The sequence below is a fragment of the Streptomyces sp. WP-1 genome (assembly GCF_030450125.1).
GTDB classification, from domain to species: domain Bacteria; phylum Actinomycetota; class Actinomycetes; order Streptomycetales; family Streptomycetaceae; genus Streptomyces; species Streptomyces incarnatus.
This window is the reverse complement of the sequence record NZ_CP123923.1, coordinates 6,115,156-6,138,618: the sequence shown is the minus strand read 5'-3', so window position 1 is coordinate 6,138,618 and position 23,463 is coordinate 6,115,156. Positions and strand designations below refer to the sequence as shown.

Below are 23,463 nucleotides of genomic sequence, written 5' to 3'. Positions count from 1 at the left end.
TCCGTACGGAGGTCTCAGCCGGCCACTCCGTGCCGTACGGCCCACAGCGCGGCCTGTGTGCGGTCGGCGAGGTCGAGCTTCATCAGGATGTTGGAGACGTGCGTCTTGACCGTCTTCTCGGACAGCACCAGCGCACGGGCGATCTCCCGGTTGGAGCGGCCGTCGGCGATCAGGCCGAGCACCTCGCGCTCCCGTTCGGTGAGCGAACTCCCCCGGCCCTGACCGGAGTTGACCTCCTCCTGAGACAGCAGCGCGCCCGCCACCTCGGGCTGGAGCAGGATGTGCCCGGCGTGCACGGAGCGGATGGCGCCGGCCAGGGCGTCGGGGTCCACGTCCTTGTACACATACCCGGCGGCGCCGGCGCGCAGGGCCGGTACGACCGTGCGCTGCTCGGTGAAACTGGTGACGATCAGCACCCGCGCGGGGTTGTCGAGCTCACGCAGCCTGCGCAGCGCGTCGATGCCGTCCATGCCCGGCATCTTGACGTCCATGAGGACGACGTCGGGCCGCAGTTCCTCGGCGCGGGCCACCCCCTCCGCGCCGTCGGCCGCCTCGCCGACGACCACTATGTCCTCCTGCACCTCCAGGAAGGTGCGCAGGCCCCGGCGGACGACCTGGTGGTCGTCGACGAGCAGCACCTTGATGGGCTCAGCCACCGGGGACCTCCATCTCGATCGTGGTGCCCTTGCCGGGCGCCGATTCGACGGTCAGCGTGCCGCCGACCCCGCTCGCCCGGTCCCGCATCGAGACCAGTCCGAGGTGCCGCCCGGCGCGGCCGACGGCGGCCGGGTCGAAGCCGGCGCCGTCGTCGCTGACCCGCAGCACCGCCCCCTGGCCGCGCCGCGCCACGCTCACGTCGACGCGCTCCGCGTCCGCGTGGCGCAGCGCGTTGTGCAGGGCCTCCTGGGCGACCCGGAGCACGGCCTCCTCCTGGGCGGCGGGCAGGGCGCGGTAGCCGGTGCCGGTGAAGGTGACGCGGGCGGTGTGGGCGCGGTCGAGGACCTGGATCTGGGTGCGCAGGGTGGCGATCAGTCCGTCCTCGTCCAGCGCGGCGGGCCGCAACTCCACGACGGCGGCCCGCAGTTCGTCGGTGGCCTCGGCGGCGAGCGCGGCGACCTGGTGGAGTTCGTCCTTGGCGCGGGCGGGGTCGCGGTCGACGAGGGCGGCGGCGGCCTGTGCGGTCAGGCGCAGCGAGAACAGCTTCTGGCTGACCGCGTCGTGGAGTTCATGGGCGAGGCGGGAGCGTTCCTCGGCGATGGTCAGTTCGCGGCTGCGCTCGTACAGGCGGGCGTTGGTGAGGGCGATCGCGGCGTGCTGGGCGAGGAGGGCGAGGAGTTCCTCGTCCTCCTGGGTGAAGCCGCAACTGCCTTGCGGTTCAGGGCACGGGGGATGTCCCTCCGCAGGGCGCAGCTTGTTGGCGAGGAAGAGCGCGCCGATGATCTCGTCGCCGTCGCGGATGGGCAGCCCCAGGAAGTCGACGAGGTCGGGGTGGGCGTCGGGCCAGCCCTCGAAGCGGGGATCCTTGCGCACATCGGCGAGGCGTTCGGGGCGGGCCTCGTGCAGCATCGCGGCGAGCACGCCGTGCTGGCGGGGCAGCGGGCCGATCGCCTTCCACTGGGCGTCGCTGACGCCGTCCACGACGAACTGGGCGAAGCCGCCGTGGTCGTCGGGGACGCCGAGGGCGGCGTACTGCGCGTCGAGGAGTTCGCGGGCGGAGGCGACGATCGTCTTCAGGACGTCGCGCATCTCCAGATGCCTGCTCATGGCCAGCAGCGCGGAACTCACCGCGGCGAGGCCGGACCGGGGCGGTGGCTCATGCCCTCACGGTACCGGCGGGGTGCCCGGGCGCGGATCGGGCCGCCGACGGCCCATCGCCGTCCGCTGGTCCTAGGCCGGGCGGCGTAGGCCCCGGGGACCCCGCCCGGTGCCGTACGTCCGAGGGTCCGGGCGGCCGTCGTACGCCGAAGGGCCCCTCCGCCACGGGACCCGCGGCCGAGGCGGGGAGGGAGGGGGCGTTCCTACGGTGAGCGGCATCCGCCGGAACGGGCGGGGAGCGACGAGGGGACGGTAGTCATGCCGGTAGGGATCATCACGGGTGCCTCGAAGGGGCTGGGGCGGGCGCTCGCCGAGGCGCTGGCCGGGCGCGGCTGGGACCTGGTGCTGGACGCGCGGGGCGAGGCGGCGCTGGCGGAGGCAGCGGCGGCGGTCGGCCGGTACGGCACCCGGGTGTCGGCGCTGCCCGGGGACGTCACGGACGCCGGACACCGGGCCGCGCTGGTGGCCGCCGCCCGCGCGCTGGGCGGTCTCGAACTGCTGGTGGGCAACGCGAGCGCGCTCGGCGCCGAGCCGCTGGTACGGCTGGACCGGCTGCCGCTGGACGGGCTGCGGCGGGCGCTGGAGGTGAACGTCACGGCCGCGCTGGGCCTCGTCCAGGAGGCGCTGCCGCTGCTGCGGGCGGCGGCCGCGGGCACGGTGATCGCGGTCAGCTCGGACGCGGCGGCGCAGGCGTACGCGACCTGGGGCGGTTACGGCGCCTCGAAGGCGGCCCTGGACCAGCTGGCGGCGGTGCTCGCGATGGAGGAGCCGGGCCTGCGGGTGTGGGCGGTGGACCCCGGGGACATGGCGACCGACCTGTACGCGGCGGCCGTACCCGGCGACGCGGACGAGCGGCCGGCGCCGGGCACCGTCGTACCGGCGTTCCTGCGGCTGCTGGACGAGCGACCGGCGAGCGGGCGGTACGCGGCGGCGGCCCTGGGGGCGGGCCGATGAGCACGACCGTGCGGGTACCGGGGGAACGGTCCGCGCGGGTGCCGGCCGAGCAGCGGGGTCCGGGGCGGGCCCGGGACGACGTACGGCTCCTCGTCTCCCACGGCACCCGGGTGACGCACCACGCGTTCCGCGAGCTGCCGGGGCTGCTGCGGGCCGGGGACCTGCTGGTGGTGAACACCTCCCCGACGCTGGCCGCGGCGGTGGACGGCCGGATCGGGGACGCGCCCGTGGTGGTGCACTTCTCGACCCGCGGCGACGACGGCCGCTGGGCGGTGGAACTCCGGGAGCCGGACGGCCGGGGCACCACCCGCGCGCGGGCGGGCACACGCGCGGATACAGAGGTGCGGCTGCCGGACGGGGTCCGGCTGGTGGTGGAGGAGCCGGTGGGCGGGCGGGTGCTCACCGGTGGGCCGGAGTCCGTGAGCGGGCGGGGGCCCGTAGGGGGACATGGGGAGAGGCTGTGGTGGGGGCGGGTCGAAGGCGGGGCGGTGCTGGGGTTGCTGCGCGGGCACGGGCGGCCGATCCGGTACTCCTATACGACACGTGACCAGCCGCTGTCGGCGTACCAGACCCTGTTCTGCCTCCCCTCCCCCGACGGCGCGGGCAGCGCGGAGATGCCGAGCGCGGGGCGGCCCTTCACCGAGCGGGTGGTGGCCGAGCTGATCCGCCGGGGCGTGGGTTTCGCACGGGTCACCCTGCATACGGGGGTGGCGTCGGCGGAGGCACACGAGCCGCCGTACCCGGAGTGGTTCTCGGTGCCGGAGGCGTCCGCGCGGGCGATCGGCGCGGCGGCGGCCGGGGAGGGCCGGGTGATCGCGGTCGGCACGACGGCCGTACGGGCGGTGGAGTCGGCCGCGGGGGCGGACGGCTCGGTGCGGGCGCGCGAGGGGTGGACGGACCTGGTGGTCACGCCCGAGCGCGGGGTGCGGGTGGTGGGCGGGCTGCTGACCGGGCTGCACGAGCCGGAGGCCTCGCATCTGCTGATGCTGCGGGCCGTCGCCGGGCGGGCCGCGGTCGACCGCGCGTATGAGGAGGCGCTGCGGGGGCTCTACCTGTGGCACGAGTTCGGGGACGTCCATCTCCTCCTACGGGACGAGACCCGGCGCTGAGCCTCACAGAGTGCGTTGCGATGGCAACTCGCCGTGAGGTTGATCTGTGTTCCCTGTGAGCCCTCACATAGGGCCTGCATCACGTACGAACGGACATAGGAGATATACCCGCCGCTGCGAACGGGACAGATGGTCCAATCTGTCCCGTTTTGGCCTTCCCTGATCCACTATCGAGCTTCGTACGTCACACCTTTGCCAGGGCATTTTGCGGCCGCTAAGAATTGCTCTCGTCGCTCAGCGCCGTGGGTTTCTCCCCGCGGCTTCTGTGCGGGAGGAACCGATTCCCCCGGCGGACGCAGGAGCGACCTCCGCGCCAACGAAGAGGTCCAACGCCATGCCCAAGAACATGCTCAGTCGTGCTCGAAATCGGTCCCTGACCAAGCAGCACAAGTTCGCCGTCGCCGGTGTCGCCGCTCTCGGCACCGCCGCCATCGCCCTGTCGGCCGTCCCCGGTAACGCGGACACCGTCACCACCGGCTCCCCGGCCACCGCCGCGCAGGTCGCGAAGGTCGCCACCCAGGACGCCACGCCGGTGAACGTCAAGGGCTCGGTCACCGACCGCGCCGCCGCGCAGAGCGTCAAGCTCGACGCCATCGCCGCGCAGCAGAAGGCCGCCGACCAGGCCGCCGCCAAGCAGCGCAGCGACGCCGCCGCGAAGAAGGCCGCCGACGCCGCCGCCAAGAAGGCCGCGCAGGAGCGGGCCGCCAAGCAGAGCGCCAACCGTTCCGCGCAGCGCCCGCAGATGCAGGACGTCGCCGCGAAGACCTACGCGAACAACCTCGACGGCTGGATCCGCCAGTCCCTGGACATCATGCACTCCAAGGGCATCCCGGGCAGCTACAACGGTCTGTACCGCAACATCATGCGTGAGTCCTCGGGCAACCCGATGGCCATCAACAACTGGGACATCAACGCGATCAACGGCATCCCGTCCAAGGGCCTGCTCCAGGTGATCCAGCCCACCTTCAACACGTACCACGTGCCCGGCACCTCGTGGAACATCTACGACCCGGTCGCCAACATCACCGCGGCCTGCAACTACGCTGCCCACCGCTACGGCTCGATGGACAACGTCAACAGCGCGTACTGAGGTCGGCGCGGACCTCTGACGAACGCCGAAGGGCGGCACCCCGTAAGGGGGTGCCGCCCTTTGTGACGTACCGGGGACGCTACTTGCGCATGACCTCGGGCTCGTGGCGGCGCAGGAAGCGGGCCACGAAGAAGCCGCAGACCGCGCCGAGCGCGAGCAGCGCGATCATGTCCAGGGTCCAGGCCCCGGCCGTGTGGTTCCACAGCGGGTCGGTGCTGCCCGGGTCGTCGCCGTTGGGGGCGATGTTGTTCAGGTCCAGCGTGGTGCCGGCCGCGGCCACCGCCCAGCGCGAGGGCATCAGGTACGAGAACTCGTTGACGCCGAGCGTGCCGTGCAGGGTGAACAGGCAGCCGGTGAAGACGACCTGGACGATCGCGAACATCACCAGCAGCGGCATGGTCTTCTCGGCGGTCTTCACCAGCGAGGAGATCACCAGGCCGACCATCATGGACGTGAAGCCGAGCGCCATGATCGGCAGGCACAGCTCGAACAGGGTCGAACCGCCGAGGATCACGCCCTGGTCCGGGATCTTGCGGGGCGAGAAGCCGATCAGGCCGACCATCAGGCCCTGGAGCACGGTGACGGCGCCGAGCACGACCACCTTGGACATCAGGTAGGCCGACCGGGACAGGCCGGTCGCCCGCTCCCGCTCGTAGATCACCCGTTCCTTGATCAGCTCACGCACGGAGTTCGCGGCGCCCGCGAAGCACGCGCCCACCGAGAGGATCAGCAGCACGGTGGTGGCGGTGCCGTTGGGGACGTGCAGGCCGGTGCGCGGGTCGACCGCCGGGTTCACCAGCAGGCCCCGGTCGTGGTTCATCAGCAGGCTGACCGAGCCGAGGACCGCGGGCAGGATCACCGTCAGCGCGAGGAAGCCCTTGTCGGAGACGATGACCGACACATAGCGCCGGATCAGGGTCAGCAGCTGGGAGCCCCACGCCTGGGGCTTGGGCGGCTTGATCGCCACGGGCGGGGGCAGGTACGCCGCCTGCTGCGGGGCGACGGCGTCGAAGTCCGCGGCGTACATCTGGTAGTGCTGCGAGCCCTTCCAGCGGCCCGCCCAGTCGTAGTCGCGGTAGTTCTCGAAGGCGGAGAAGACATCGGCCCAGCTGTCGTAGCCGAAGAAGTTCAGCGCCTCCTCCGGCGGACCGAAGTAGGCCACGGCGCCGCCCGGCGCCATCACCAGCAGCTTGTCGCACAGCGCCAGCTCGGCCACCGAGTGGGTGACGACGAGCACGGTGCGGCCGTCGTCGGCGAGACCGCGCAGCAGCTGCATGACATCGCGGTCCATGCCCGGGTCGAGGCCGGAGGTCGGCTCGTCCAGGAAGATCAGCGACGGCTTGGTCAGCAGCTCCAGGGCCACCGAGACGCGCTTGCGCTGACCGCCGGACAGGGACGTGACCTTCTTGTCCTTGTGGATGTCCAGCTTCAGCTCGCGCAGCACCTCCTCGATGCGGGCGTCGCGCTCCTGGGCGGTGGTGTCGGCGGGGAAGCGCAGCTTGGCCGCGTACTTCAGGGCCTTCTTGACGGTGAGTTCCTTGTGCAGGATGTCGTCCTGCGGGACCAGACCGATGCGCTGGCGCAGCTCCGCGAACTGCTTGTACAGGTTGCGGTTGTCGTACAGCACCTCGCCCTGGTTGGCGGGCCGGTAGCCGGTGAGCGCCTTCAGCAGCGTGGACTTGCCGGAGCCGGACGGGCCGATGACCGCGATCAGGGACTTCTCCGGGACGCCGAAGGAGACGTCCTTGAGGATCTGCTTGCCGCCGTCGACCGTGACGGTCAGATGGCGCGCGGAGAAGGAGACCTCACCGGTGTCGACGAACTCTTCGAGCCGGTCGCCGACGATACGGAAGGTGGAGTGGCCGACGCCGACGATGTCGGCCGGGCCGAGCTGCACCGAGCCGCCCTTGGGCACCGGGTGGCCGTTGACGTACGTGCCGTTGTGCGAGCCGAGGTCGCGGATCTCGAAGCGGCCGTCGGGCGTCGAGTGGAACTCGGCGTGGTGCCGCGAGACCTGGAGGTCGGAGACGACCAGCTCGTTCTCCAGGGCACGGCCGATGCGCATGACGCGGCCGAGGGAGAACTGGTGGAACGTGGTCGGGCTGCGGTCCCCGTGCGCGGGCGCCCCCGACCCGGCCTGCTGCGGGAAGGCGGCGGCTCCCGCGTCCCGCTGCTGCGGGAAGCCGGCCTGCGGGGCGGGCTGGGCCGGCTGCGGCTGCGGCGCTTGCTGCGACTTCGGCTGCGGCTGCGGCGCTTGCTGCGGCTGCTGCCAGCCGGGTTGCTGGGCGGGTGCCTGCTGGGGGGCCGCCTGCTGGGCCCATCCCGCGGGAGCCGCGGCGTACGGCGCCTGCTGCGCCTGGGCGACGGCGGCACCGGCGAGATCCAGCCGCGGTCCGTCCGTCGCGTTGCCGAGGTGCAGCGCCGTCCCCGGGCCTATCTCCGTGCGCTGGATCCGCTGACCCTGGAGATAGGTGCCGTTGGTGCTGCCGTGGTCCTCGATGACCCAACTGCGGCCGTCGAAGCTGACGGTGGCGTGTCGCCAGGAGACCCTGGCGTCGTCGAACACGATGTCACCCTGCGGATCTCTGCCGAGGGTGTAAGGCCTGGACGGGTCGAGCGTCCAGGTACGTCCGTTTGTTTCCAGTACGAGTTCCGGCACTCCATGCCCCACTGAGTTGTCCCCCGAATTACCCCCATCGCAGGGAGTCTAGGGATGTCGAACATCGTGGGGAACTATTTCAGGCCCACCCCCCTGACCAAAACCCGGGCCTTGCGCGCATCGACGCCCGGCGCTCCGGCGGGAGAACGGCAATTCAGGCGAGGGGGGATAAGTGGGGGTGCCGCGTGCGAGCCGGGGGCGGTACGGCGGCGGGGCGCGGGAGTTGGCGGTGCGGGGCGCGGGCGGGGACGGCGCAGGTCCGCGGGGCGAGGCCGCGCGATACGGCGATCCGCGCGCGGGAGAGCGGTGAGGGCGAGGAGGGCGGGGCAGGGCTCCCGAGCCGGGGGGTCGGCTTCCGGGTGCGGTGCGGAACAGGAGCGGACCGCGCCTGCCGCCGGGTCCCCGGGCGCGCGCCCGGTACCGGGTGGATCAGGCCACCCCGGCTCCTTCGGCCGCGGTCGGGGCGACCCGGTGGGAAGCTGTCGGCAAGATCCTTGATGCCGGGACGCCATCCATTGTTCCGTGTCCGTCAGGCGGACCTCGGCGGCGGACGGCACCGGGTGCCGGATACGGTGGGAAGACCATGACTGCTGCGCAGACCCCCGAGGTCCCCACTCTCCTCGTCAAGATCTTCGGCAAGGACCGGCCGGGCATCACGGCCGGACTCTTCGACACCCTCGCCGCGTACTCCGTCGACGTGGTCGACATCGAGCAGGTCGTCACCCGGGGGCGCCTGGTCCTGTGCGCGCTGGTGAGCCAGCCGCCGGCCGGCATCGAGGGTGATCTGCGGGCCACCGTGCACAGCTGGGCCGAGTCGATGAAGATGCAGGCGGAGATCATCTCGGGCCACGGCGACAACCGTCCGCGCGGCCTCGGACGCTCCCTGGTGACCGTCCTCGGCCATCCGCTGACCGCCGAGTCGACGGCCGCCATCGCCGCCCGTATCGCGAAGGCCGGCGGCAACATCGACCGCATCTTCCGGCTCGCCAAGTACCCCGTGACCGCGGTGGAGTTCGCGGTCTCCGGTGTGGAGACCGAGCCCCTGCGCACCGCGCTCGCCTCGGACGCCGGGGCGCTCGGCGTGGACATCGCGGTCGTCTCCGCGGGTCTGCACCGGCGGGCGCAGCGTCTCGTGGTCATGGACGTGGACTCCACCCTCATCCAGGACGAGGTCATCGAACTCTTCGCCGCCCACGCCGGCTGCGAGGACAAGGTCGCCGAGGTGACCGCCGCGGCGATGCGCGGCGAGCTGGACTTCGAGCAGTCGCTGCACGCCCGCGTCGCCCTGCTGGCCGGCCTCGACGCCTCCGTGGTCGACAAGGTGCGCGACGAGATCCGGCTGACCCCCGGCGCCCGCACCCTGATCCGCACCCTGAAGCGGCTCGGCTACCAGGTGGGCGTGGTCTCCGGCGGCTTCACCCAGGTCACCGACGATCTCAAGGAACGCCTCGGTCTCGACTTCGCCCAGGCCAACACGCTGGAGATCGTCGACGGCAAGCTGACCGGCCGGGTCACCGGCGAGATCGTGGACCGCGCGGGCAAGGCGCGGCTGCTGCGCCGGTTCGCCGCCGAGGCCGGGGTGCCGCTGGTGCAGACGGTGGCGATCGGTGACGGCGCCAACGACCTCGACATGCTGAACGCGGCCGGTCTCGGCGTCGCCTTCAACGCCAAGCCCGTGGTGCGCGAGGCCGCGCACACGGCCGTGAACTTCCCCTTCCTCGACACGGTCCTCTACCTCCTCGGCGTCACCCGCGAAGAGGTCGAGGCGGCCGATACCCACGACGAGAGCTGAGACGGCCCTGGCGGGAGTGCCGGGGGTCAGCTCACTCCGACGGTGCCCAGTAGTCCGTCAGCGTGGCCACACCCGGCTCCAGGCCCTTCCACGGGCCCTCGAAGGAGAGCACGGCGAAGGCGGCGGCCGGGAAGCCGCGGCGGTTCATCCGGTCGCGGGCGTCCCCCTCGGCCGAGCCGGCCAGGATCTCGGCGAGGCCGTGGACGCCGGGGTTGTGGCCGATGAGGATCAGGGTGCGGACTTCGTCCGGGACCTCGTTCAGCAGGGCGATCAGCTGGCCCGGGGAGGCCTCGTACACCCGCTCCTCGTAGACGGTCCTCGGCCGGTGGTCCAGTTCGTGCACGGCGAGCTTCCAGGTCTCGCGGGTCCGGGTCGCGGTGGAACACAGGGCCAGGTCGAAGGCGAGGCCGGAGTCGGTCAGCCTGCGCCCGGCGACGGCCGCGTCCATCCGGCCCCGCTCGGCGAGCGGGCGCTCATGATCGGACACCTGGGGCCAGTCGGCTTTCGCATGCCGGAAAAGGGCGATCCTGCGGGGTTCTGCGACGCTCATGCGTCCCAGCTTCGCATGAAACAGGCCATGGGGCGCAGGGAGTTGACATGCGGATTCACCATGCGGGACGGCGGCTCCCGGTCAGCGCGTGAACAGCAGCCGCGCGCGCTCGACGAGGTGGGCTATCGCCGGGTCCGCGTTCGCCGCGTGCGCGTCCGAGGGGTTCAGGATCAGCAGGAACAGGACGGCGAAGGCGAGCACGGGCAGCGCGAGGGCCCACCAGGGCAGCCGCATGTCGACGCCGCCCGTGGTCGCCGGGTGGGTCCGGAAGTGGGTGCGGGCGGGCATGGTCGCCTCCGTGGGCCTTGAGCGGTTCGTGCGACCGCCCCCTGCGGTCACCACTCGAAGGTACGGAATCCCGGGCCGCCAACCCATCAGGTTTTCCACCCAGTTACCCCTGACCCTTACCCCCTAGGGGATAGGGGGGCCAGCACCACCGTCCACCAAAAACCCCTGGTGGACGGGGCCGGGCCGGGCGGCGTCACGGCCGCGCGGCGGGGGTCGTCACGAGGACGCGGCGGAAGGCGTCACGGGGACGCGATGGTCGCGACGATGGCGATGATGACGAAGATCGCGAAGAAGGAGCCGAAGACGAGCAGCATCTTCTTCTGACCGTTTCGCGGATTCGGGTCGAGCACAGGCTGCATGCGCCCAGTCTCGCACCCCCGCCCCGGTGGCCGTGCGCGGGGGGTCAGCGCGCCGCGGCCTCTTCCTCGACCGTGCGGTTGCGGCCGGCCAGGAAGCCCACCACCATCTGGGGCAGCATCAGGGCCGCCATCAGGGCGATCGGCAGTCCCCAGCCGCCGCTGTGCTGGTAGAGCACGCCGACCAGCAGCGGGCCGGGGATGGAGATCAGATAGCCGGTGCTCTGCGCGAACGCGGACAGCTGGGCCACACCGGGACCGCTGCGGGCGCGCATGCCGACCATGGTCAGCGCGAGCGGGAAGGCGCAGTTGGCGACGCCCAGCAGCAGCGCCCAGGCCCAGGCACCGGCGGCCGGGGCGAGGTACAGACCGGCGTATCCGGCGAGCCCGCAGCCGCCCAGGACCAGCACGATCGGGCCCTGGTGGGGCAGCCGGGCGGCGATCCGCGGGATGACGAAGGCCAGCGGCACGCCCATCACCATCGTGACGGCGAGCAGCAGACCCGCGGTGCCGGCGGAGACGCCCGCGTCCCGGAAGATCTGCGGCATCCAGCCCATGGTGATGTAGGCGGCGGTGGCCTGGAGGCCGAAGAAGACGGCGAGCGCCCAGGCGGTACGGCTGCGCGCGATCCGCAGCGGCGGCTGCTCCCCCGCGGCCGCCGGTGCCGACGCCGACCGCGCGGCGGACGCCGACTCCCTCCGGTCCTTGCGCACCAACGGTATCCACGGCACCACCGCCGCCGCCGCGAGCACGGCCCACACCGCGAGGCCCGGCTTCCAGTTCCCGCCCATGGCGTGGGTCAGCGGGACCGTCACCGCGGCCGGCAGGGCGGTGCCGAGCGCGAGGACCATCGAGTAGAGGCCGGTCATGGAGCCGACCCGGTCGGGGAACCAGCGCTTGACGATGACCGGCATCAGCACGTTGCTGACGGCGATGCCCATCAGGGCGAGCGCGCTGGCGGCCAGGAATCCGGCGGTGCCGCCGGCGTACGGCCGTATCAGCAGGCCCGTGAAGATCGCGGCCATGCCGGCGCACACCACGGCGGCCGGTCCGAAGCGGCGCGCCAGGCGGGGCGCCATCACGCCGAAGACGGCGAAGCACAGCGGGGGCACGGAGGTGAGCAGTCCGGCCACGCTGCCGCTCATGCCGAGCCCGTCGCGGACCTCCTCCAGGAGGGCGCCGAGGCTGGTGATGGCCGGGCGGAGGTTGACGGCGGACAGCACGATGCCGGCGACCACCAGCCGGGTCGCCCACGTGCGCGGGGTGCCCTTCTCCAGGGTCGTCTCGGTCGCGTCCATCGCGGGGGGCGTGTCGCGTTCGGTCGGTGACATCGCCGTACGGGTGTCCACTGCCCGGGTTTCCTCACTAGCCATGAGACCCATCATAGAATCATAGGATGATTGGTTGTCCATTCCTGGAACCACCGGAGCGTGCGTGCCCCGGTCTGTCGTGCGAAGGTGTGCCATGCCTCTGAGCCACCCGCGCCGTTCGGCCCTCTCCGAGCAGGTGATCGCCGAACTGCGCAACCAGATCGCCACCGGTGAGTGGCCGGTCGGCTCCCGTATCCCGACCGAGCCCGAGCTGGTCGAGCAGCTGGGCGTCGCCCGCAACACGGTCCGCGAGGCCGTGCGCGCGCTCGCCCACAACGGACTGCTGGACATCCGGCAGGGCTCGGGCACCTATGTGGTGGCGACCAGCGAGCTGGCCGGGGTGATGCACCGCCGGTTCGCCGGCGCGGACCCCCGGCACATCGCCGAGGTGCGCGCCACCCTGGAGTCGGCCGCGGCCGAGCTCGCCGCCGAACGGCGCACCGAGAAGGACCTCAAGCAGCTGGACGCGCTGCTGCTGCGGCGCGAGGAGGCATGGGAGAGCGGCGAGGCGGAGTCCTTCGTGGCCGCGGACGCCACCTTCCACCTGGCCGTGGTGGGCGCCTCCCACAACGAGGTCATGACGGCGATGTACGCCGACCTGGGCGAGCTGCTGCGGGACGCGCTGCGCGCGGACGTCGGCGCGGAGCTGACGCCGGGGGCGCACATGGACCACACGCGCCTGGTGGACGCGATCCGCACCGGTGACACCGAGGCGGCGGCCCGGGAGGCGGCGAGCTACCCCTTCCAGTGCCGTCCGGGAGGGCCCGGCATCGGCTGACGGCCCGGTCCCGGCGAATCAGCGCACCTTCTGGTGGCTGATCCACGCCGAGCCGACCTCCTTCCAGCAGCGCCCGGTGAGCCGTACCGTCAGGGCGGCCCCGGCGTCCACCGGCGCGCTGTCGGTGTCGAGGTCCCACCAGCGGGCGCACTCGATGTGCAGGCGTACCCGGTCGGTGTCGACATAGGGGTTGTGGCAGTAGGCCACCACATGGGAGCCGCTCACCGCGGTCCGGCAGGCGGCCCCGAACAGGCTCGGCGCGGGCGGGCCCGTGCTCGCGTGGGCGTGCGCGTGGGGCGTCGCGTCGTACGGCAGGGCGAGTGCGAGGGCGGCGGCCAGGGTCAGCGGGGCCAGGCAGCGGGACAGGCGCACAAGGGGGACCTCCTCGGCCGGGCTGCGGAGGGATGAGCCGGACGAACGCGCGCCTCTTCAGGGTGCGCCGCGCGCGGGTCGGGCCGCCCGGCCGGTGAGCCGAACGGGTGACGACGCCGGGCGGCACGGGATGGCGTCGGAGAACGCCGGGCGATACCGGCCGACACCGGACGGGACGGCCGAGGGCGTGGATACGGGACGGCCGACGGCGCGGGTACGGCGAAGGCCGACGGCGCGGGTACGGCGAAGGCCCGCGCCCCCGTTGCGGGGTGCGGGCCTTCGCCGTGCTGCCGTGCGGCGGGTTTCAGCCGGGCGTGAGCGCTCAGGCGCCGATGGCGTGCAGGCCGCCGTCCACGTGGATGATCTCGCCGGTGGTCTTCGGGAACCAGTCGCTGAGCAGGGCGACGACGCCCTTGCCGGCCGGCTCCGGGTCCTTCAGGTCCCACTCCAGCGGGGAGCGGCTGTCCCACACGGCGGCCAGGTCGCCGAAGCCCGGGATGGACTTGGCGGCCATGGAGCCGATCGGGCCCGCGGAGATGAGGTTGCAGCGGATGTTCTGCTTGCCCAGGTCGCGCGCCATGTAGCGGCTGGTCGCCTCCAGGGCGGCCTTGGCCGGGCCCATCCAGTCGTACTGCGGCCAGGCGAACTGCGCGTCGAAGGTGAGGCCGACGACCGAGCCGCCGTTCTGCATCAGCGGCAGGCAGGCCATGGTGAGCGACTTCAGGGAGAACGCGGAGACGTGCATGGCGGTGGCCACGGACTCGAACGGCGTGTTCAGGAAGTTGCCGCCGAGCGCGTCCTGCGGGGCGAAGCCGATGGAGTGCACGACGCCGTCCAGGCCGCCCAGCTCCTCGCCGACGAGGTCGGCCAGGCGCGCGAGGTGCTCCTCGTTGGTCACGTCCAGCTCGATGACCTTGGCCGGCTTCGGCAGCTTCTTGGCGATGCGCTCGGTCAGCGTGGGCCGCGGGAACGCGGTCAGGATGATCTCGGCGCCCTGCTCCTGGGCCTGCTTCGCGGCGTGGAAGGCGATGGAGGACTCCATCAGCACCCCGGTGATCAGGATGCGCTTGCCCTCGAGAATTCCACTCATGGTGATCAGTGACCCATTCCCAGTCCGCCGTCAACGGGGATGACGGCTCCAGTGATGTACGAGGCGTCGTCCGACGCGACGAACCGGACCGCCGCGGCGATCTCCTCCGGCTGCGCGTACCGGCCGAGCGGCACCTGCGACATGATGCCCTGGCGCTGCTCGTCGCTGAGCACCTTGGTCATGTCGGTGTCGACGAAACCGGGCGCGACGACATTGAAGGTGATGTTGCGCGAGCCCAGCTCACGGGCGAGCGAGCGCGCGAAGCCGACCAGGGCGGCCTTGGAGGCGGCGTAGTTCGCCTGCCCCGCCGAGCCGAGCAGGCCGACGACGGAGGAGATCAGGACGACACGGCCCTTCTTGGCGCGCAGCATGCCGCGGTTGGCACGCTTGACGACGCGGAAGGTGCCGGTGAGGTTGGTGTCGATGACCGAGGTGAAGTCCTCCTCGGACATGCGCATCAGGAGCTGGTCCTTGGTGATGCCGGCGTTGGCGACCAGCACCTCGACGGGACCGTGCTGGTCCTCGATCTCCTTGTAGGCCTGCTCCACCTGCTCGGGATCGGTGATGTCGCACTTGACGGCCAGGAAGCCCGCCGGCGGCTCACCCGAGCGGTACGTGATCGCGACCTTGTCGCCGGCGTCGGCGAAAACGCGGGCGATGGCGAGGCCGATGCCCCGGTTGCCTCCGGTGACGAGAACCGAGCGGCTCAACGGATCACCCTTTCGATAGCGGTCTGCTAGAGGTCCGACAACCCGCCCGAACACCTGGATGACAGGCGGCTTCATCGAAAACCTATCGGTACGGCCGCGTCCGTGGGCATTCGGGCACCGACAGTGGCGCGGGACCGTCACTGTCGGGTCCCTACATAATCGCGGGGTCCGGGTCCGAAAGGGGTGTGGTCGGTGGGGCCGCCCGCGCGCCATGATCGGAGCCCACAGGCCACGACAGCAGGGAGACCTCCGTGCCCCATTCCATCGACGAAGCCTTCACCGCGCTTCCGCTCAGGTCCCTCGCCGACGCCGCGCTCGCCCGCGCGCGTTCGCTCGGGGCCGAGCACGCGGACTTCCGCTTCGAGCGGGTGCGCAGCGCGGCGCTGCGGCTGCGCGACGCCCGGCCCTCGGGGTCCTCGGACACCACCGACCTCGGGTACGCGGTCCGGGTCGTGCACGGCGGTACGTGGGGCTTCGCCTCCGGGGTCGATCTGACCCTGGACGCGGCGGCCCGGGTCGCCTCGCAGGCGGTCGCCATGGCCAAGCTGTCCGCGCAGGTGATCAAGGCCGCGGGGTCGGACGAGCGGGTGGAACTCGCCGACGAGCCGGTGCACGCCGACCGGACGTGGGTCTCGTCGTACGAGATCGATCCGTTCGCCGTGCCGGCCGAGGAGAAGGCGGCGCTGCTCGCGGAGTGGAGCGCGCGGCTGCTGGCGACGGACGGGGTGAGCCATGTGGACGCCTCGCTGCTCGCCGTGCACGAGAACAAGTTCTACGCGGATACAGCCGGGACCGTCACGACCCAGCAGCGGGTGCGGCTGCACCCCGAGCTGACCGCGGTGTCGGTGGACGGGTCCAGCGGGGAGTTCGACTCCATGCGGACACTGGCGCCGCCGGCCGGGCGCGGCTGGGAGTACCTGACCGGGACCGGCTGGGACTGGGACGACGAGCTGGCGCGGATCCCGGAGCTGCTGGCCGAGAAGATGCGGGCGCCGAGCGTGGAGCCGGGCCTGTACGACCTGGTGGTCGATCCGTCCAACCTGTGGCTGACCATCCACGAGTCCATCGGGCACGCCACCGAGCTGGACCGCGCGCTCGGCTACGAGGCGGCGTACGCCGGCACCTCCTTCGCCACCTTCGACCAGCTGGGCAAGCTCAGGTACGGCTCCGAGCTGATGAACGTCACCGGCGACCGCACCGCCGAGCACGGCCTGGCCACCATCGGGTACGACGACGAGGGCGTCGAGGCGCAGTCCTGGGATTTGGTGAAGGACGGCACGCTGGTCGGCTACCAGCTGGACCGCAGGATCGCCCGGCTGACCGGGTTCGAGCGGTCCAACGGGTGCGCGTACGCCGACTCCCCCGCCCATGTGCCGGTGCAGCGGATGGCCAACGTGTCGCTGCGGCCGGACCCGGCGGGGCTGTCCACCGAGGATCTGATCGGGGGCGTGGAGCGGGGCATCTACGTGGTCGGGGACCGCTCCTGGTCGATCGACATGCAGCGCTACAACTTCCAGTTCACCGGGCAGCGCTTCTTCCGGATCGAGAACGGGCGGCTCGCCGGGCAGCTCAAGGACGTCGCCTACCAGGCCACCACGACCGACTTCTGGGGTTCGATGGCGGCGGTCGGCGGCCCCGGGACGTACGTCCTGGGCGGCGCCTTCAACTGCGGCAAGGCCCAGCCGGGGCAGGTCGCCTCCGTGTCGCACGGGTGCCCGTCCGCACTGTTCCGCGGTGTGAACATCCTGAACACCGCGAGCGAGTCCGGCCGTTCCTGACGTGGTCGCGGCACACCCGGCCGCCGGGGCGCGGGAGGCGAGGCCCTTCTCCGGGAGGGCCTTTCACCCGCCGGGGCTGTTTCACCCGCGGGGGCGGTTTCAGTCCGCGTGGTGCAGATAGCGCCGGGGGGTGGTGCCGACGGCCCGGCGGAAGGCCGCGAGGAAGGCGCTGGGCGTGGCGTAGCCGACGGCCCGGGCCGCGTGGGCGACCGATCGGCCCTCGGCGAGCAGCGGCAGGGCCGCACGCAGTCTCAGCCGGGTGCGCCAGCGGTCGAAGCTCATCCCGGTGTCCCGCACGAAGAGCCGGCTCAGGGTCCGGCGGCTGCTGCCGACCGCGCGGGCGAGCGCCTCCAGCGTGCGCGTGTCGGCGGGGTCGTCCAGCAGCAGGGCGGCCACCGCCCGGGCGCGGTCGTCGACGGGTTCGGGCACGGTGATCGGCGCGCTCGCCAGCGGGCGGAGCAGGTCGAAGACCACACCCTCCGCGCGGTGCCGCGCGTCCGGCGCGAGGTCGAAGCGGCCGAGGTGGGCCAGCAGTTGGGCCAGGAGGGCGCCGACACCGACCGCGACCGGCGCCGGCCAGTCCAGCGGACAGCGGGTCGGATCCACGTACAGGCTGTGCAGGACCGTGTCGCGTGGGGCGCCGGTGCGGTGCACGGTTCCGGCGGGGATCCACAGGGCCCGGGTGGTCGGCAGCACCCAGGTCTCGTCGCCGACCGTCACTCCCAGAACCCCCCTGACGGCCCAGGCGAGTTGGTGCCGCGGATGGTCGTGCGCCCGGAACCACCGGCCGGCCGGGAGCGGCAGGGGCCCCACCGAAGTGGCGCCCTCCCCCAGCTCGATCTCCGCCGCGGACATCATGTGAGGGGCCGGTAAGCCGCCAGAACCCGAAGAGGTCACCCGGTCACTCCAGAGCGTTCGTCGTCCGGGCCCCGGCCTCTGTACGACATCGTCCGGCCCCGGCGGATCTCGCGGCCGTCGAGCGGCCTTCCTAGAGTCGCACCATGCCGATGAATTACCCGCATCGCAAGATATGCAGCTCCGCGCGCTGGGCCGCCGGCGTGGCCGAACGCATGCCCGAGCTGCTGGCCGGCGTCGACCTCGGGGACGACGTCCTGGAGATCGGTCCCGGCTTCGGAGCCACCACCCGCGCGCTGTTGTCGCACCTGGCGAAGGCGGCCCCCGCCACAAGGGCGGCACCCGCCACGGGGTCGTCCGCCGCGGCGAGGCTGACCGCCGTCGAGATCGACCGGGCCTCCGCGGCCCTGCTGCGTGCCGAGTTCGCCGGCCGGGCCGAGATCGTGCACGGCGACGGCACCCGGCTGCCCTTTCCGGACGGACGGTTCTCCGCCGTCGTCTGCTTCACCATGCTGCACCATGTGCCTTCCGCCGAACTCCAGGACGCCTTGTTCGCCGAGGCGTGCCGTGTGCTGCGGCCGGGCGGGGTGTTCCGGGGCGTGGACAGCCTGCCCAGCCTGCGTTTCCGGCTGCTGCACATCGGCGACACCATGCTGGTGCTCGACCCCGGGACCCTGCCAGGGCGCCTGTACCGCAGCGGCTTCGAGGACGTCGAGTCCCGGCAGCCGGGCGACCGGCAGATCCGCTTCCTGGCCCGTAAGGGATGATCCTCCGGCCGGGGCCCGCCCGCCGTCGGGCCGCGCTCAGCGCGGCCCGACGCCCTCGGCGCGCAGCTCGTCCAGGGTGCGGTCCAGATTGCCGCGGGTCGCCTCGACGGCGGCGTCCGGGTCCCCGGCCGCGATCGCCTCGACCAGCGCGTGGTGCGCGCGGTTGATCGCGTGCCGTTCCTCGGCGCCGTGCAGGTCGGTGTCGGCCAGCAGCTGCCCGGCCGCCTCGCGCAGGGCGCCGACGAAGGAGTCGAAGAGCCGGACGAGCACCGGATTGCGCGCGGCCAGCACCACCCGGCGATGCAGGTCCAGGTCCGCCTCGATGAGCGCGGCCGGGTCGGCCGCCGCGTCGCGGGCTGCCAGTGCGGCCCGCAACGCGGCCACGTCCTCCTGGGTGCGCCGCCGCGCGGCCAGCCGGCCCGCCTCCACCTCCAGCGCGGCGCGGACCTCGTACACGTCGAAGACCTCCGCGCGGCGCAGCTCCCGGTCGAACTGCGAGACCGGGGCGGCGGCGACGACGTAGGTGCCCGAGCCGTGCCGGGCGGACAGCTGGCCGTCGGCGATCAGCACCCGGACCGCCTCGCGCGAGGTGGTCCGGCCGACGCCGAGCAGCCGGCTCAGCTCCACCTCGCCCGGGAGCTTGGCCCCGACCGGCCACTCGCCCGTACCGATCAGTCGGCGGAGCTCGGCGACGGCCTCCTCGACCAACGAGCTGTGGCGTACCGGTCGGACAGTCATGGGACGACCCTACAGCGGGCCCATGGGGCCACCGGCACCGTGTGCGGCCGAGGTCCGGCCCCCTCGACCCGCCGGGCCCGCGGCCGGCTCGGACACCGGCTCGGACACCGGCTCGGCCGCCGTCGCCGCTGCCGGAGCCGGAGCCGGAGTCGGCAGCACGCGGTCGCGCAGCCGGAGGGCGCAGCCGAGTGCGACCAGCAGCACGCCGAGCACCAGCGCGAGAACCGTGCGCAGCCCCTGGGCGTCGGCCAGCCGACCGAGCGCCGGTGCGGCCAGCGCGCCCACGGACATGGCGAGCCCGAGGGTCAGCCCGCCGGCGGTGCCGGGCCGGGTGGGCAGATAGTCCTGGGCCAGCGTCACCTGGGAGGCGAACGGCAGGAACATGGTCAACCCGAAGAGCGCCGCGGCCACCACGGCCACGCCCGCGGACGGGGCGAACGCCAGCGCGGCCAGGGCGGGTACGGCCAGCAGATAGCCGGCGCGGATCGGCACCGTCCGTCCGTACCGGTCGCCCAGCCAGCCGCCGAGCAGGGTGCCCGCCGCCCCGGCCAGGGTGAGCAGGGTGAGCGCCGTGGCGCCGACGGCCGTCGAGGCGTTCAGGTCGCGGTGGATGTGCAGGGCGAGCATGGAGGTGACCGTCACATACGGCACCGACCAGGCGACGGTGGCCGCGGCCAGGCGCCGGAACGCCCGCCAGTCGTCCCGGTGCCCGCCCGCCACCGTGCCCCGCGCGGTCGCCGGGGCCGCCGGTGTGTGTCCGCGGTGCCGCAGCCAGGGCCCTTGCGCGGCCCAGAGCGCGGCGGTGACCAGGGCGGGCACGGCCAGCAGCCAGCTGCCCGCCAGGCCGAACGAGCCGACCACGAGGGTGACCAGCGCCGGTGCCAGCGAGGCGCCCAGCGTGCCGCCGACCGAGAACAGGCTCATCGCCCGCTGGGACTGCCCGCCCGCGGCCCGGGCCTCATTGGTGGCGGGCGGGTGGTAGGCGGCGATGCCGATCCCGGCCAGGGCGACGCAGAGCCAGGTGAGCGGGTAGCTGCCGGCCAGCCCCGCGCAGGCGAGCCCGCCCGCGGCGGTGAGGAAGCCGCCCGGGATGAGCCAGCCGCGGTGGCGGCGGTCCACCAGCAGGCCGAAGAGCGGCTGGGCGAGGCTGGACAGGCCGCCGGCCGCGAGCGCGATGCCCGAGACGGCGGTGTAGCTGTAGTGCCGTTCGGCCGTCAGGAAGGGCAGCAGCGCCGGGACCGCGCCCTGGTACAGGTCGTTGACGACATGGGTGCCGGTCAGGAAGGCCAGCCGGCCGCGCTTCATCGCGCCGTCCGCTCGGGCAGCGCCGCCACCGGCCGGGCGGCGTGGCGGGGCCAGGGCCGGGCCCGTTCCAGCTGGGCGCCGAGGGAGAGCAGGACGCCCTCCTCGTGGAGCCGGCCGGTCAGCATCACGCCGACCGGCAGACCGTCCGGCGTCCGGTGCAGCGGCAGGCTGATCGACGGCTGTCCGGTGAGGTTCGCCAGTGGGGTGCGCGGGGTGTGGGCGAGCATCCGCCGGAAGGTGCGCTCGGGGTCGTCGGGGTCGGCCGACGAGCCGACCGGCAGCGGCGGTCGGTCCGTGGTCGGGCTCAGTACGGCGTCGAAGTCGGCGTAGCGGTGGCACAGGGCGCGGGCGGTGGCCGACAGCGAGGCCATCGCCGCGTACAGCCGTACCGCGCCGTGCTCGCGGCCCCGGTCGCGCAGCCAGCGGGTGAGGGGCAGCAGACGTGTCTCCCTCGCGGGAGGCACCGGCACCGCGGCCGCCAGCACGCTCCACAGCACGGTGAAGTCCGCCAGGTACTCGGCGGGGTCGTACGGCGGGGCGTCCGTCACGTGGTGGCCGAGTCCGGCGAGCAGGTCGGCGGTACGGCGGCAGGCCAGTGCCGCCTCGGGGTGCTGGCTCTCGGTCCGCGGCAGCACCCCGATCCGCAGGGGACCGGGCTCCTGTCCGGCGCGGGCCCGGAAGTACCCGGCGGGCGGGGCGGGCAGGGCGGCGGCGTCGCCCGGGATGCTGCCGGTCATCACGTCCAGCAGCAGGGCGGCGTCCGCCACCGTCCTGGCCAGTGGCCCGGCGGTGGCGAGCCCCAGCGCGTCCGTCGCGGGGGCGGGCGAGACCCGTCCCCGGCTCGGCTTGAGACCGACCACTCCGCAGGCCGCGGCCGGGATGCGGACCGAGCCGCCGCCGTCGCTGCCGAGGGCGCCGGCGGCCAGTCCCGCGGCCACCGAGGCGGCCGCTCCGCCGCTGGAGCCACCGGCCCCGCGGGTGAGGTCGTACGGGTTGCGGGCGGTGGCGAACACCGTCTCGGTGTAGGAGGAACAGCCGAACTCGGCGGCGGTGGTGGTCCCCAGCAGCACGGCGCCGGCCGCCCGCAGGGTGCCCACGACGGCCGCGTCCGCCGGGGCCGTCCGGTCGTCGAAGGCCGCCGAGCCCGCCGTGAACGGCAGTCCCTCGACCGGCCAGGTGTCCTTCACCGACAGCGGCACCCCGAGCAGCGGCGGCAGTCCCTCGTCGTCGGGCGCGGCGGCCAGCCGGGCCTCGACGGCGGCGGCGGCCCGCCGGGCGCCGGGCGCGTCGACGGTGCGGTAGGCGCCCAGCGCGCTGTTCGACTCCTCGATGCGGCGCAGGTGGTGGTCGATCAGCTCGGTCGGCGACACGGTACGGCCGCGGATCGCTGCGGCCTGTTCGGTGAGCGTCAGGTCATGGAGGTCTGTCATGGCCACCCCGAATCCTCAGGTCCTCAGGTCCTCTGAGGACTTCATGGTCTTCACCGTAAAGGCCGGACCGATCAGAAAGCAAGGCAAGCCTTACCGGGCCCCGGCGGTGGCGGGAGCGCCGGGCTCGGCACGCATAACGGCCCTCGCCCCCACGGTCGGTGGGTACGCTCAGCACGGATCCACCGCCCCATGGTTGCCCTTCGCCCTGTTCCGGGGCGTCGCCGTCTCGAACACCACGCAGGAGGCCGGTCGATGAGCGCCCGTAGCAACAAGCCGCACGAGATCGTCGAACAGGCGCTCGCGCTGTCCCGGGCGGACGGCTGCCTCGTCATCGCCGACGAGACGTCCACCGCCAACCTGCGCTGGGCGGGCAACGCGCTCACCACGAACGGTGTGACCCGGGGCCGCAGCCTCACGGTGATCGCGACCGTGGACGGCCGGCAGGGCACGGCCTCCGGGGTCGTCTCCCGGTCGGCGGTGACGGCCGACGAACTGGAGCCGCTGGTGCGGGCCGCCGAGGCCGCCGCGCGCGGCGCGGGCCCCGCCGAGGACGCTCAGCCGCTGGTCACGGGCGCGGCCGCGGCCCCCGACTTCACGGACGCGCCCGCCGAGACCTCCTCCGCGGTGTTCGCCGACTTCGCCCCGGCGCTCGGCGAGGCGTTCGCCCGCGCCCGGGCCGGCGGCCGGGAGCTGTACGGCTTCGCCAACCACGAGATGGTCTCGACCTACCTCGGCAGCTCCACCGGGCTGCGGCTGCGGCACGACCAGCCGACCGGCACGCTGGAGCTGAACGCCAAGTCGCCGGACCGCACCCGCTCCGCGTGGGCCGGGCGCTCCACCCGGGACTTCAAGGACGTCGACCCGGCCGCCCTGGACGCCGAGCTGGCGACGCGGCTGGGCTGGGCGAAGCGGCGCGTGGAGCTGCCCGCGGGCCGCTACGAGACGCTGCTGCCGCCGACCGCGGTGGCGGACCTGCTCATCTACCAGCTGTGGTCGGCCTCGGGCCGGGACGCGGCGGAGGGCCGTACGGTCTTCTCCCGGCCCGGCGGCGGCACCCGGATCGGCGAGCGGCTCTCCGAACTGCCCCTGACCCTGCGCAGCGACCCGGACGAGCCCGGTCTGGAGTGCGCGCCCTTCGTGATCGCCCACTCCTCGAACGGCGACCGGTCGGTGTTCGACAACGGCCTCGCGGCGCCGGCCACCGACTGGATCGAGCGCGGCACCCTGAAGAACCTGACGACGACCCGGCACAGCGCGGCCCTGACCGGGCTGCCGGTCACCCCGGCGGCGGACAATCTGATCCTGGACGGCGGCAACCGCTCCCTGGACGAGATGGTCGCGGACACCGGGCACGGGCTGCTGCTGACCTGCCTGTGGTACATCCGCGAGGTCGACCCGGCGACGCTGCTGCTCACCGGCCTGACCCGGGACGGCGTCTACCTGGTGGAGGGCGGCGAGGTGACCGGGCAGGTGAACAACTTCCGGTTCAACGAGTCGCCGGTGGACCTGCTGCGGCGCGCGATCGAGGCGGGCCGCACGGAGAAGACGCTGCCGCGCGAATGGGGCGACTGGTTCACCAGGGCCGCGATGCCGCCGCTGCGGGTCCCCGATTTCAACATGAGTTCTGTCAGCCAGGGCGTATAACCTCGTACTCGGC

At 73.1% G+C, this 23,463-nt stretch carries 22 protein-coding genes; 8 read left to right on the top strand and 14 right to left on the bottom strand.

Annotation, left to right across the window (positions count from 1 at the left end):
• Positions 1-14: 14 nt before the first annotated feature.
• Both QHG49_RS27155 and QHG49_RS27150 read right to left on the bottom strand, forming a co-directional pair.
• The gene (locus tag QHG49_RS27155) at positions 15-656 is read right to left on the bottom strand and encodes a response regulator transcription factor (protein ID WP_145489267.1); all 642 of its coding nucleotides are present in this window, start codon (positions 654-656) and stop codon (positions 15-17) included.
• Positions 649-1,764 (bottom strand): GAF domain-containing sensor histidine kinase, encoded by a 1,116-nt coding sequence (locus tag QHG49_RS27150; protein WP_301492937.1) that lies wholly within the window; start codon positions 1,762-1,764, stop codon positions 649-651. The genes QHG49_RS27155 and QHG49_RS27150 overlap by 8 nt, the downstream gene beginning before the upstream one ends.
• 309 nt (positions 1,765-2,073) lie before the next feature.
• Here QHG49_RS27150 and QHG49_RS27145 point away from each other — a divergent pair, with 309 nt between their 5' ends.
• The 3 genes from QHG49_RS27145 to QHG49_RS27135 all read left to right on the top strand — a co-directional run bounded on the left by QHG49_RS27145 (position 2,074) and on the right by QHG49_RS27135 (position 4,968).
• On the top strand, positions 2,074-2,769 hold the full coding sequence (locus tag QHG49_RS27145; RefSeq protein WP_301491632.1) for an SDR family oxidoreductase: 696 nt from the start codon (positions 2,074-2,076) through the stop codon (positions 2,767-2,769).
• Complete coding sequence (locus tag QHG49_RS27140; protein ID WP_301491631.1) at positions 2,766-3,878, top strand: S-adenosylmethionine:tRNA ribosyltransferase-isomerase; 1,113 nt, start codon at positions 2,766-2,768, stop codon at positions 3,876-3,878. The genes QHG49_RS27145 and QHG49_RS27140 overlap by 4 nt, the downstream gene beginning before the upstream one ends.
• 334 nt (positions 3,879-4,212) lie before the next feature.
• Complete coding sequence (locus tag QHG49_RS27135; RefSeq protein ID WP_301491630.1) at positions 4,213-4,968, top strand: transglycosylase SLT domain-containing protein; 756 nt, start codon at positions 4,213-4,215, stop codon at positions 4,966-4,968.
• Between the two features lie 79 nt (positions 4,969-5,047).
• Here the strand turns inward: QHG49_RS27135 and QHG49_RS27130 are convergent, their stop codons facing one another.
• On the bottom strand, positions 5,048-7,627 hold the full coding sequence (locus tag QHG49_RS27130; RefSeq protein ID WP_301491629.1) for an FHA domain-containing protein: 2,580 nt from the start codon (positions 7,625-7,627) through the stop codon (positions 5,048-5,050).
• Between the two features lie 583 nt (positions 7,628-8,210).
• On the opposite strand from QHG49_RS27130, the gene serB reads away from it, so the two are divergent.
• Entirely contained in the window at positions 8,211-9,419 is a 1,209-nt protein-coding gene (gene serB / locus QHG49_RS27125; protein WP_145489262.1) for a phosphoserine phosphatase SerB, read from the top strand.
• A gap of 31 nt (positions 9,420-9,450) precedes the next feature.
• Here the strand turns inward: serB and QHG49_RS27120 are convergent, their stop codons facing one another.
• The 4 genes from QHG49_RS27120 to QHG49_RS27105 form a co-directional block, all read right to left on the bottom strand.
• Positions 9,451-9,969, bottom strand: a complete 519-nt coding sequence (locus QHG49_RS27120; RefSeq protein ID WP_159700159.1) for a histidine phosphatase family protein — start codon at positions 9,967-9,969, stop codon at positions 9,451-9,453.
• A gap of 81 nt (positions 9,970-10,050) precedes the next feature.
• Complete coding sequence (locus tag QHG49_RS27115) at positions 10,051-10,257, bottom strand: hypothetical protein (RefSeq protein WP_301491628.1); 207 nt, start codon at positions 10,255-10,257, stop codon at positions 10,051-10,053.
• 239 nt (positions 10,258-10,496) lie between these two features.
• Complete coding sequence (locus QHG49_RS27110; protein WP_086806966.1) at positions 10,497-10,616, bottom strand: SGM_5486 family transporter-associated protein; 120 nt, start codon at positions 10,614-10,616, stop codon at positions 10,497-10,499.
• Positions 10,617-10,660: 44 nt separating this feature from the next.
• A complete protein-coding gene (locus QHG49_RS27105) occupies positions 10,661-11,986 on the bottom strand; it encodes a CynX/NimT family MFS transporter (protein ID WP_370530512.1) in 1,326 nt (441 codons plus the stop codon).
• A 91-nt stretch (positions 11,987-12,077) separates the two neighbouring features.
• Between QHG49_RS27105 and QHG49_RS27100 the strand changes: the two genes are divergently transcribed.
• Positions 12,078-12,761, top strand: a complete 684-nt coding sequence (locus QHG49_RS27100; RefSeq protein ID WP_145489257.1) for a FadR/GntR family transcriptional regulator — start codon at positions 12,078-12,080, stop codon at positions 12,759-12,761.
• A gap of 18 nt (positions 12,762-12,779) precedes the next feature.
• On the opposite strand, the gene QHG49_RS27095 is transcribed toward QHG49_RS27100, so the two are convergent.
• The 3 genes from QHG49_RS27095 to fabG form a co-directional block, all read right to left on the bottom strand.
• Entirely contained in the window at positions 12,780-13,133 is a 354-nt protein-coding gene (locus QHG49_RS27095) for a hypothetical protein (protein ID WP_145489255.1), read from the bottom strand.
• A 322-nt stretch (positions 13,134-13,455) separates the two neighbouring features.
• Positions 13,456-14,223 carry an enoyl-ACP reductase FabI gene (gene fabI, locus QHG49_RS27090; protein ID WP_111586443.1) on the bottom strand — a complete coding sequence of 256 codons (768 nt, stop codon included), beginning with the start codon at positions 14,221-14,223 and terminating at the stop codon, positions 13,456-13,458.
• 5 nt (positions 14,224-14,228) lie between these two features.
• A complete protein-coding gene (gene fabG, locus QHG49_RS27085) occupies positions 14,229-14,933 on the bottom strand; it encodes a 3-oxoacyl-[acyl-carrier-protein] reductase (RefSeq protein ID WP_145489253.1) in 705 nt (234 codons plus the stop codon).
• Positions 14,934-15,184: 251 nt separating this feature from the next.
• On the opposite strand from fabG, the gene QHG49_RS27080 reads away from it, so the two are divergent.
• Positions 15,185-16,711 (top strand): TldD/PmbA family protein, encoded by a 1,527-nt coding sequence (locus tag QHG49_RS27080; protein ID WP_159700166.1) that lies wholly within the window; start codon positions 15,185-15,187, stop codon positions 16,709-16,711.
• A gap of 99 nt (positions 16,712-16,810) precedes the next feature.
• Here the strand turns inward: QHG49_RS27080 and QHG49_RS27075 are convergent, their stop codons facing one another.
• Positions 16,811-17,566, bottom strand: a complete 756-nt coding sequence (locus QHG49_RS27075; RefSeq protein WP_260864773.1) for a helix-turn-helix domain-containing protein — start codon at positions 17,564-17,566, stop codon at positions 16,811-16,813.
• Positions 17,567-17,712: 146 nt separating this feature from the next.
• Here QHG49_RS27075 and QHG49_RS27070 point away from each other — a divergent pair, with 146 nt between their 5' ends.
• Positions 17,713-18,333 carry a class I SAM-dependent methyltransferase gene (locus QHG49_RS27070; RefSeq protein WP_301491626.1) on the top strand — a complete coding sequence of 207 codons (621 nt, stop codon included), beginning with the start codon at positions 17,713-17,715 and terminating at the stop codon, positions 18,331-18,333.
• 36 nt (positions 18,334-18,369) lie between these two features.
• Here QHG49_RS27070 and QHG49_RS27065 read toward each other — a convergent pair whose 3' ends face one another.
• Genes QHG49_RS27065 through QHG49_RS27055 form a run of 3 tightly spaced genes read right to left on the bottom strand, consistent with a single transcriptional unit; the run spans position 18,370 to position 21,806 of the window.
• The gene (locus QHG49_RS27065) at positions 18,370-19,071 is read right to left on the bottom strand and encodes a FadR/GntR family transcriptional regulator (protein ID WP_159700172.1); all 702 of its coding nucleotides are present in this window, start codon (positions 19,069-19,071) and stop codon (positions 18,370-18,372) included.
• A 9-nt stretch (positions 19,072-19,080) separates the two neighbouring features.
• A complete protein-coding gene (locus QHG49_RS27060) occupies positions 19,081-20,376 on the bottom strand; it encodes an MFS transporter (protein WP_301491625.1) in 1,296 nt (431 codons plus the stop codon).
• Positions 20,373-21,806, bottom strand: a complete 1,434-nt coding sequence (locus QHG49_RS27055) for an amidase (protein ID WP_301491624.1) — start codon at positions 21,804-21,806, stop codon at positions 20,373-20,375. The genes QHG49_RS27060 and QHG49_RS27055 overlap by 4 nt, the downstream gene beginning before the upstream one ends.
• A gap of 252 nt (positions 21,807-22,058) precedes the next feature.
• Here QHG49_RS27055 and QHG49_RS27050 point away from each other — a divergent pair, with 252 nt between their 5' ends.
• A complete protein-coding gene (locus tag QHG49_RS27050; protein ID WP_159700178.1) occupies positions 22,059-23,450 on the top strand; it encodes a metallopeptidase TldD-related protein in 1,392 nt (463 codons plus the stop codon).
• The last annotated feature ends 13 nt before the right edge of the window (positions 23,451-23,463 follow it).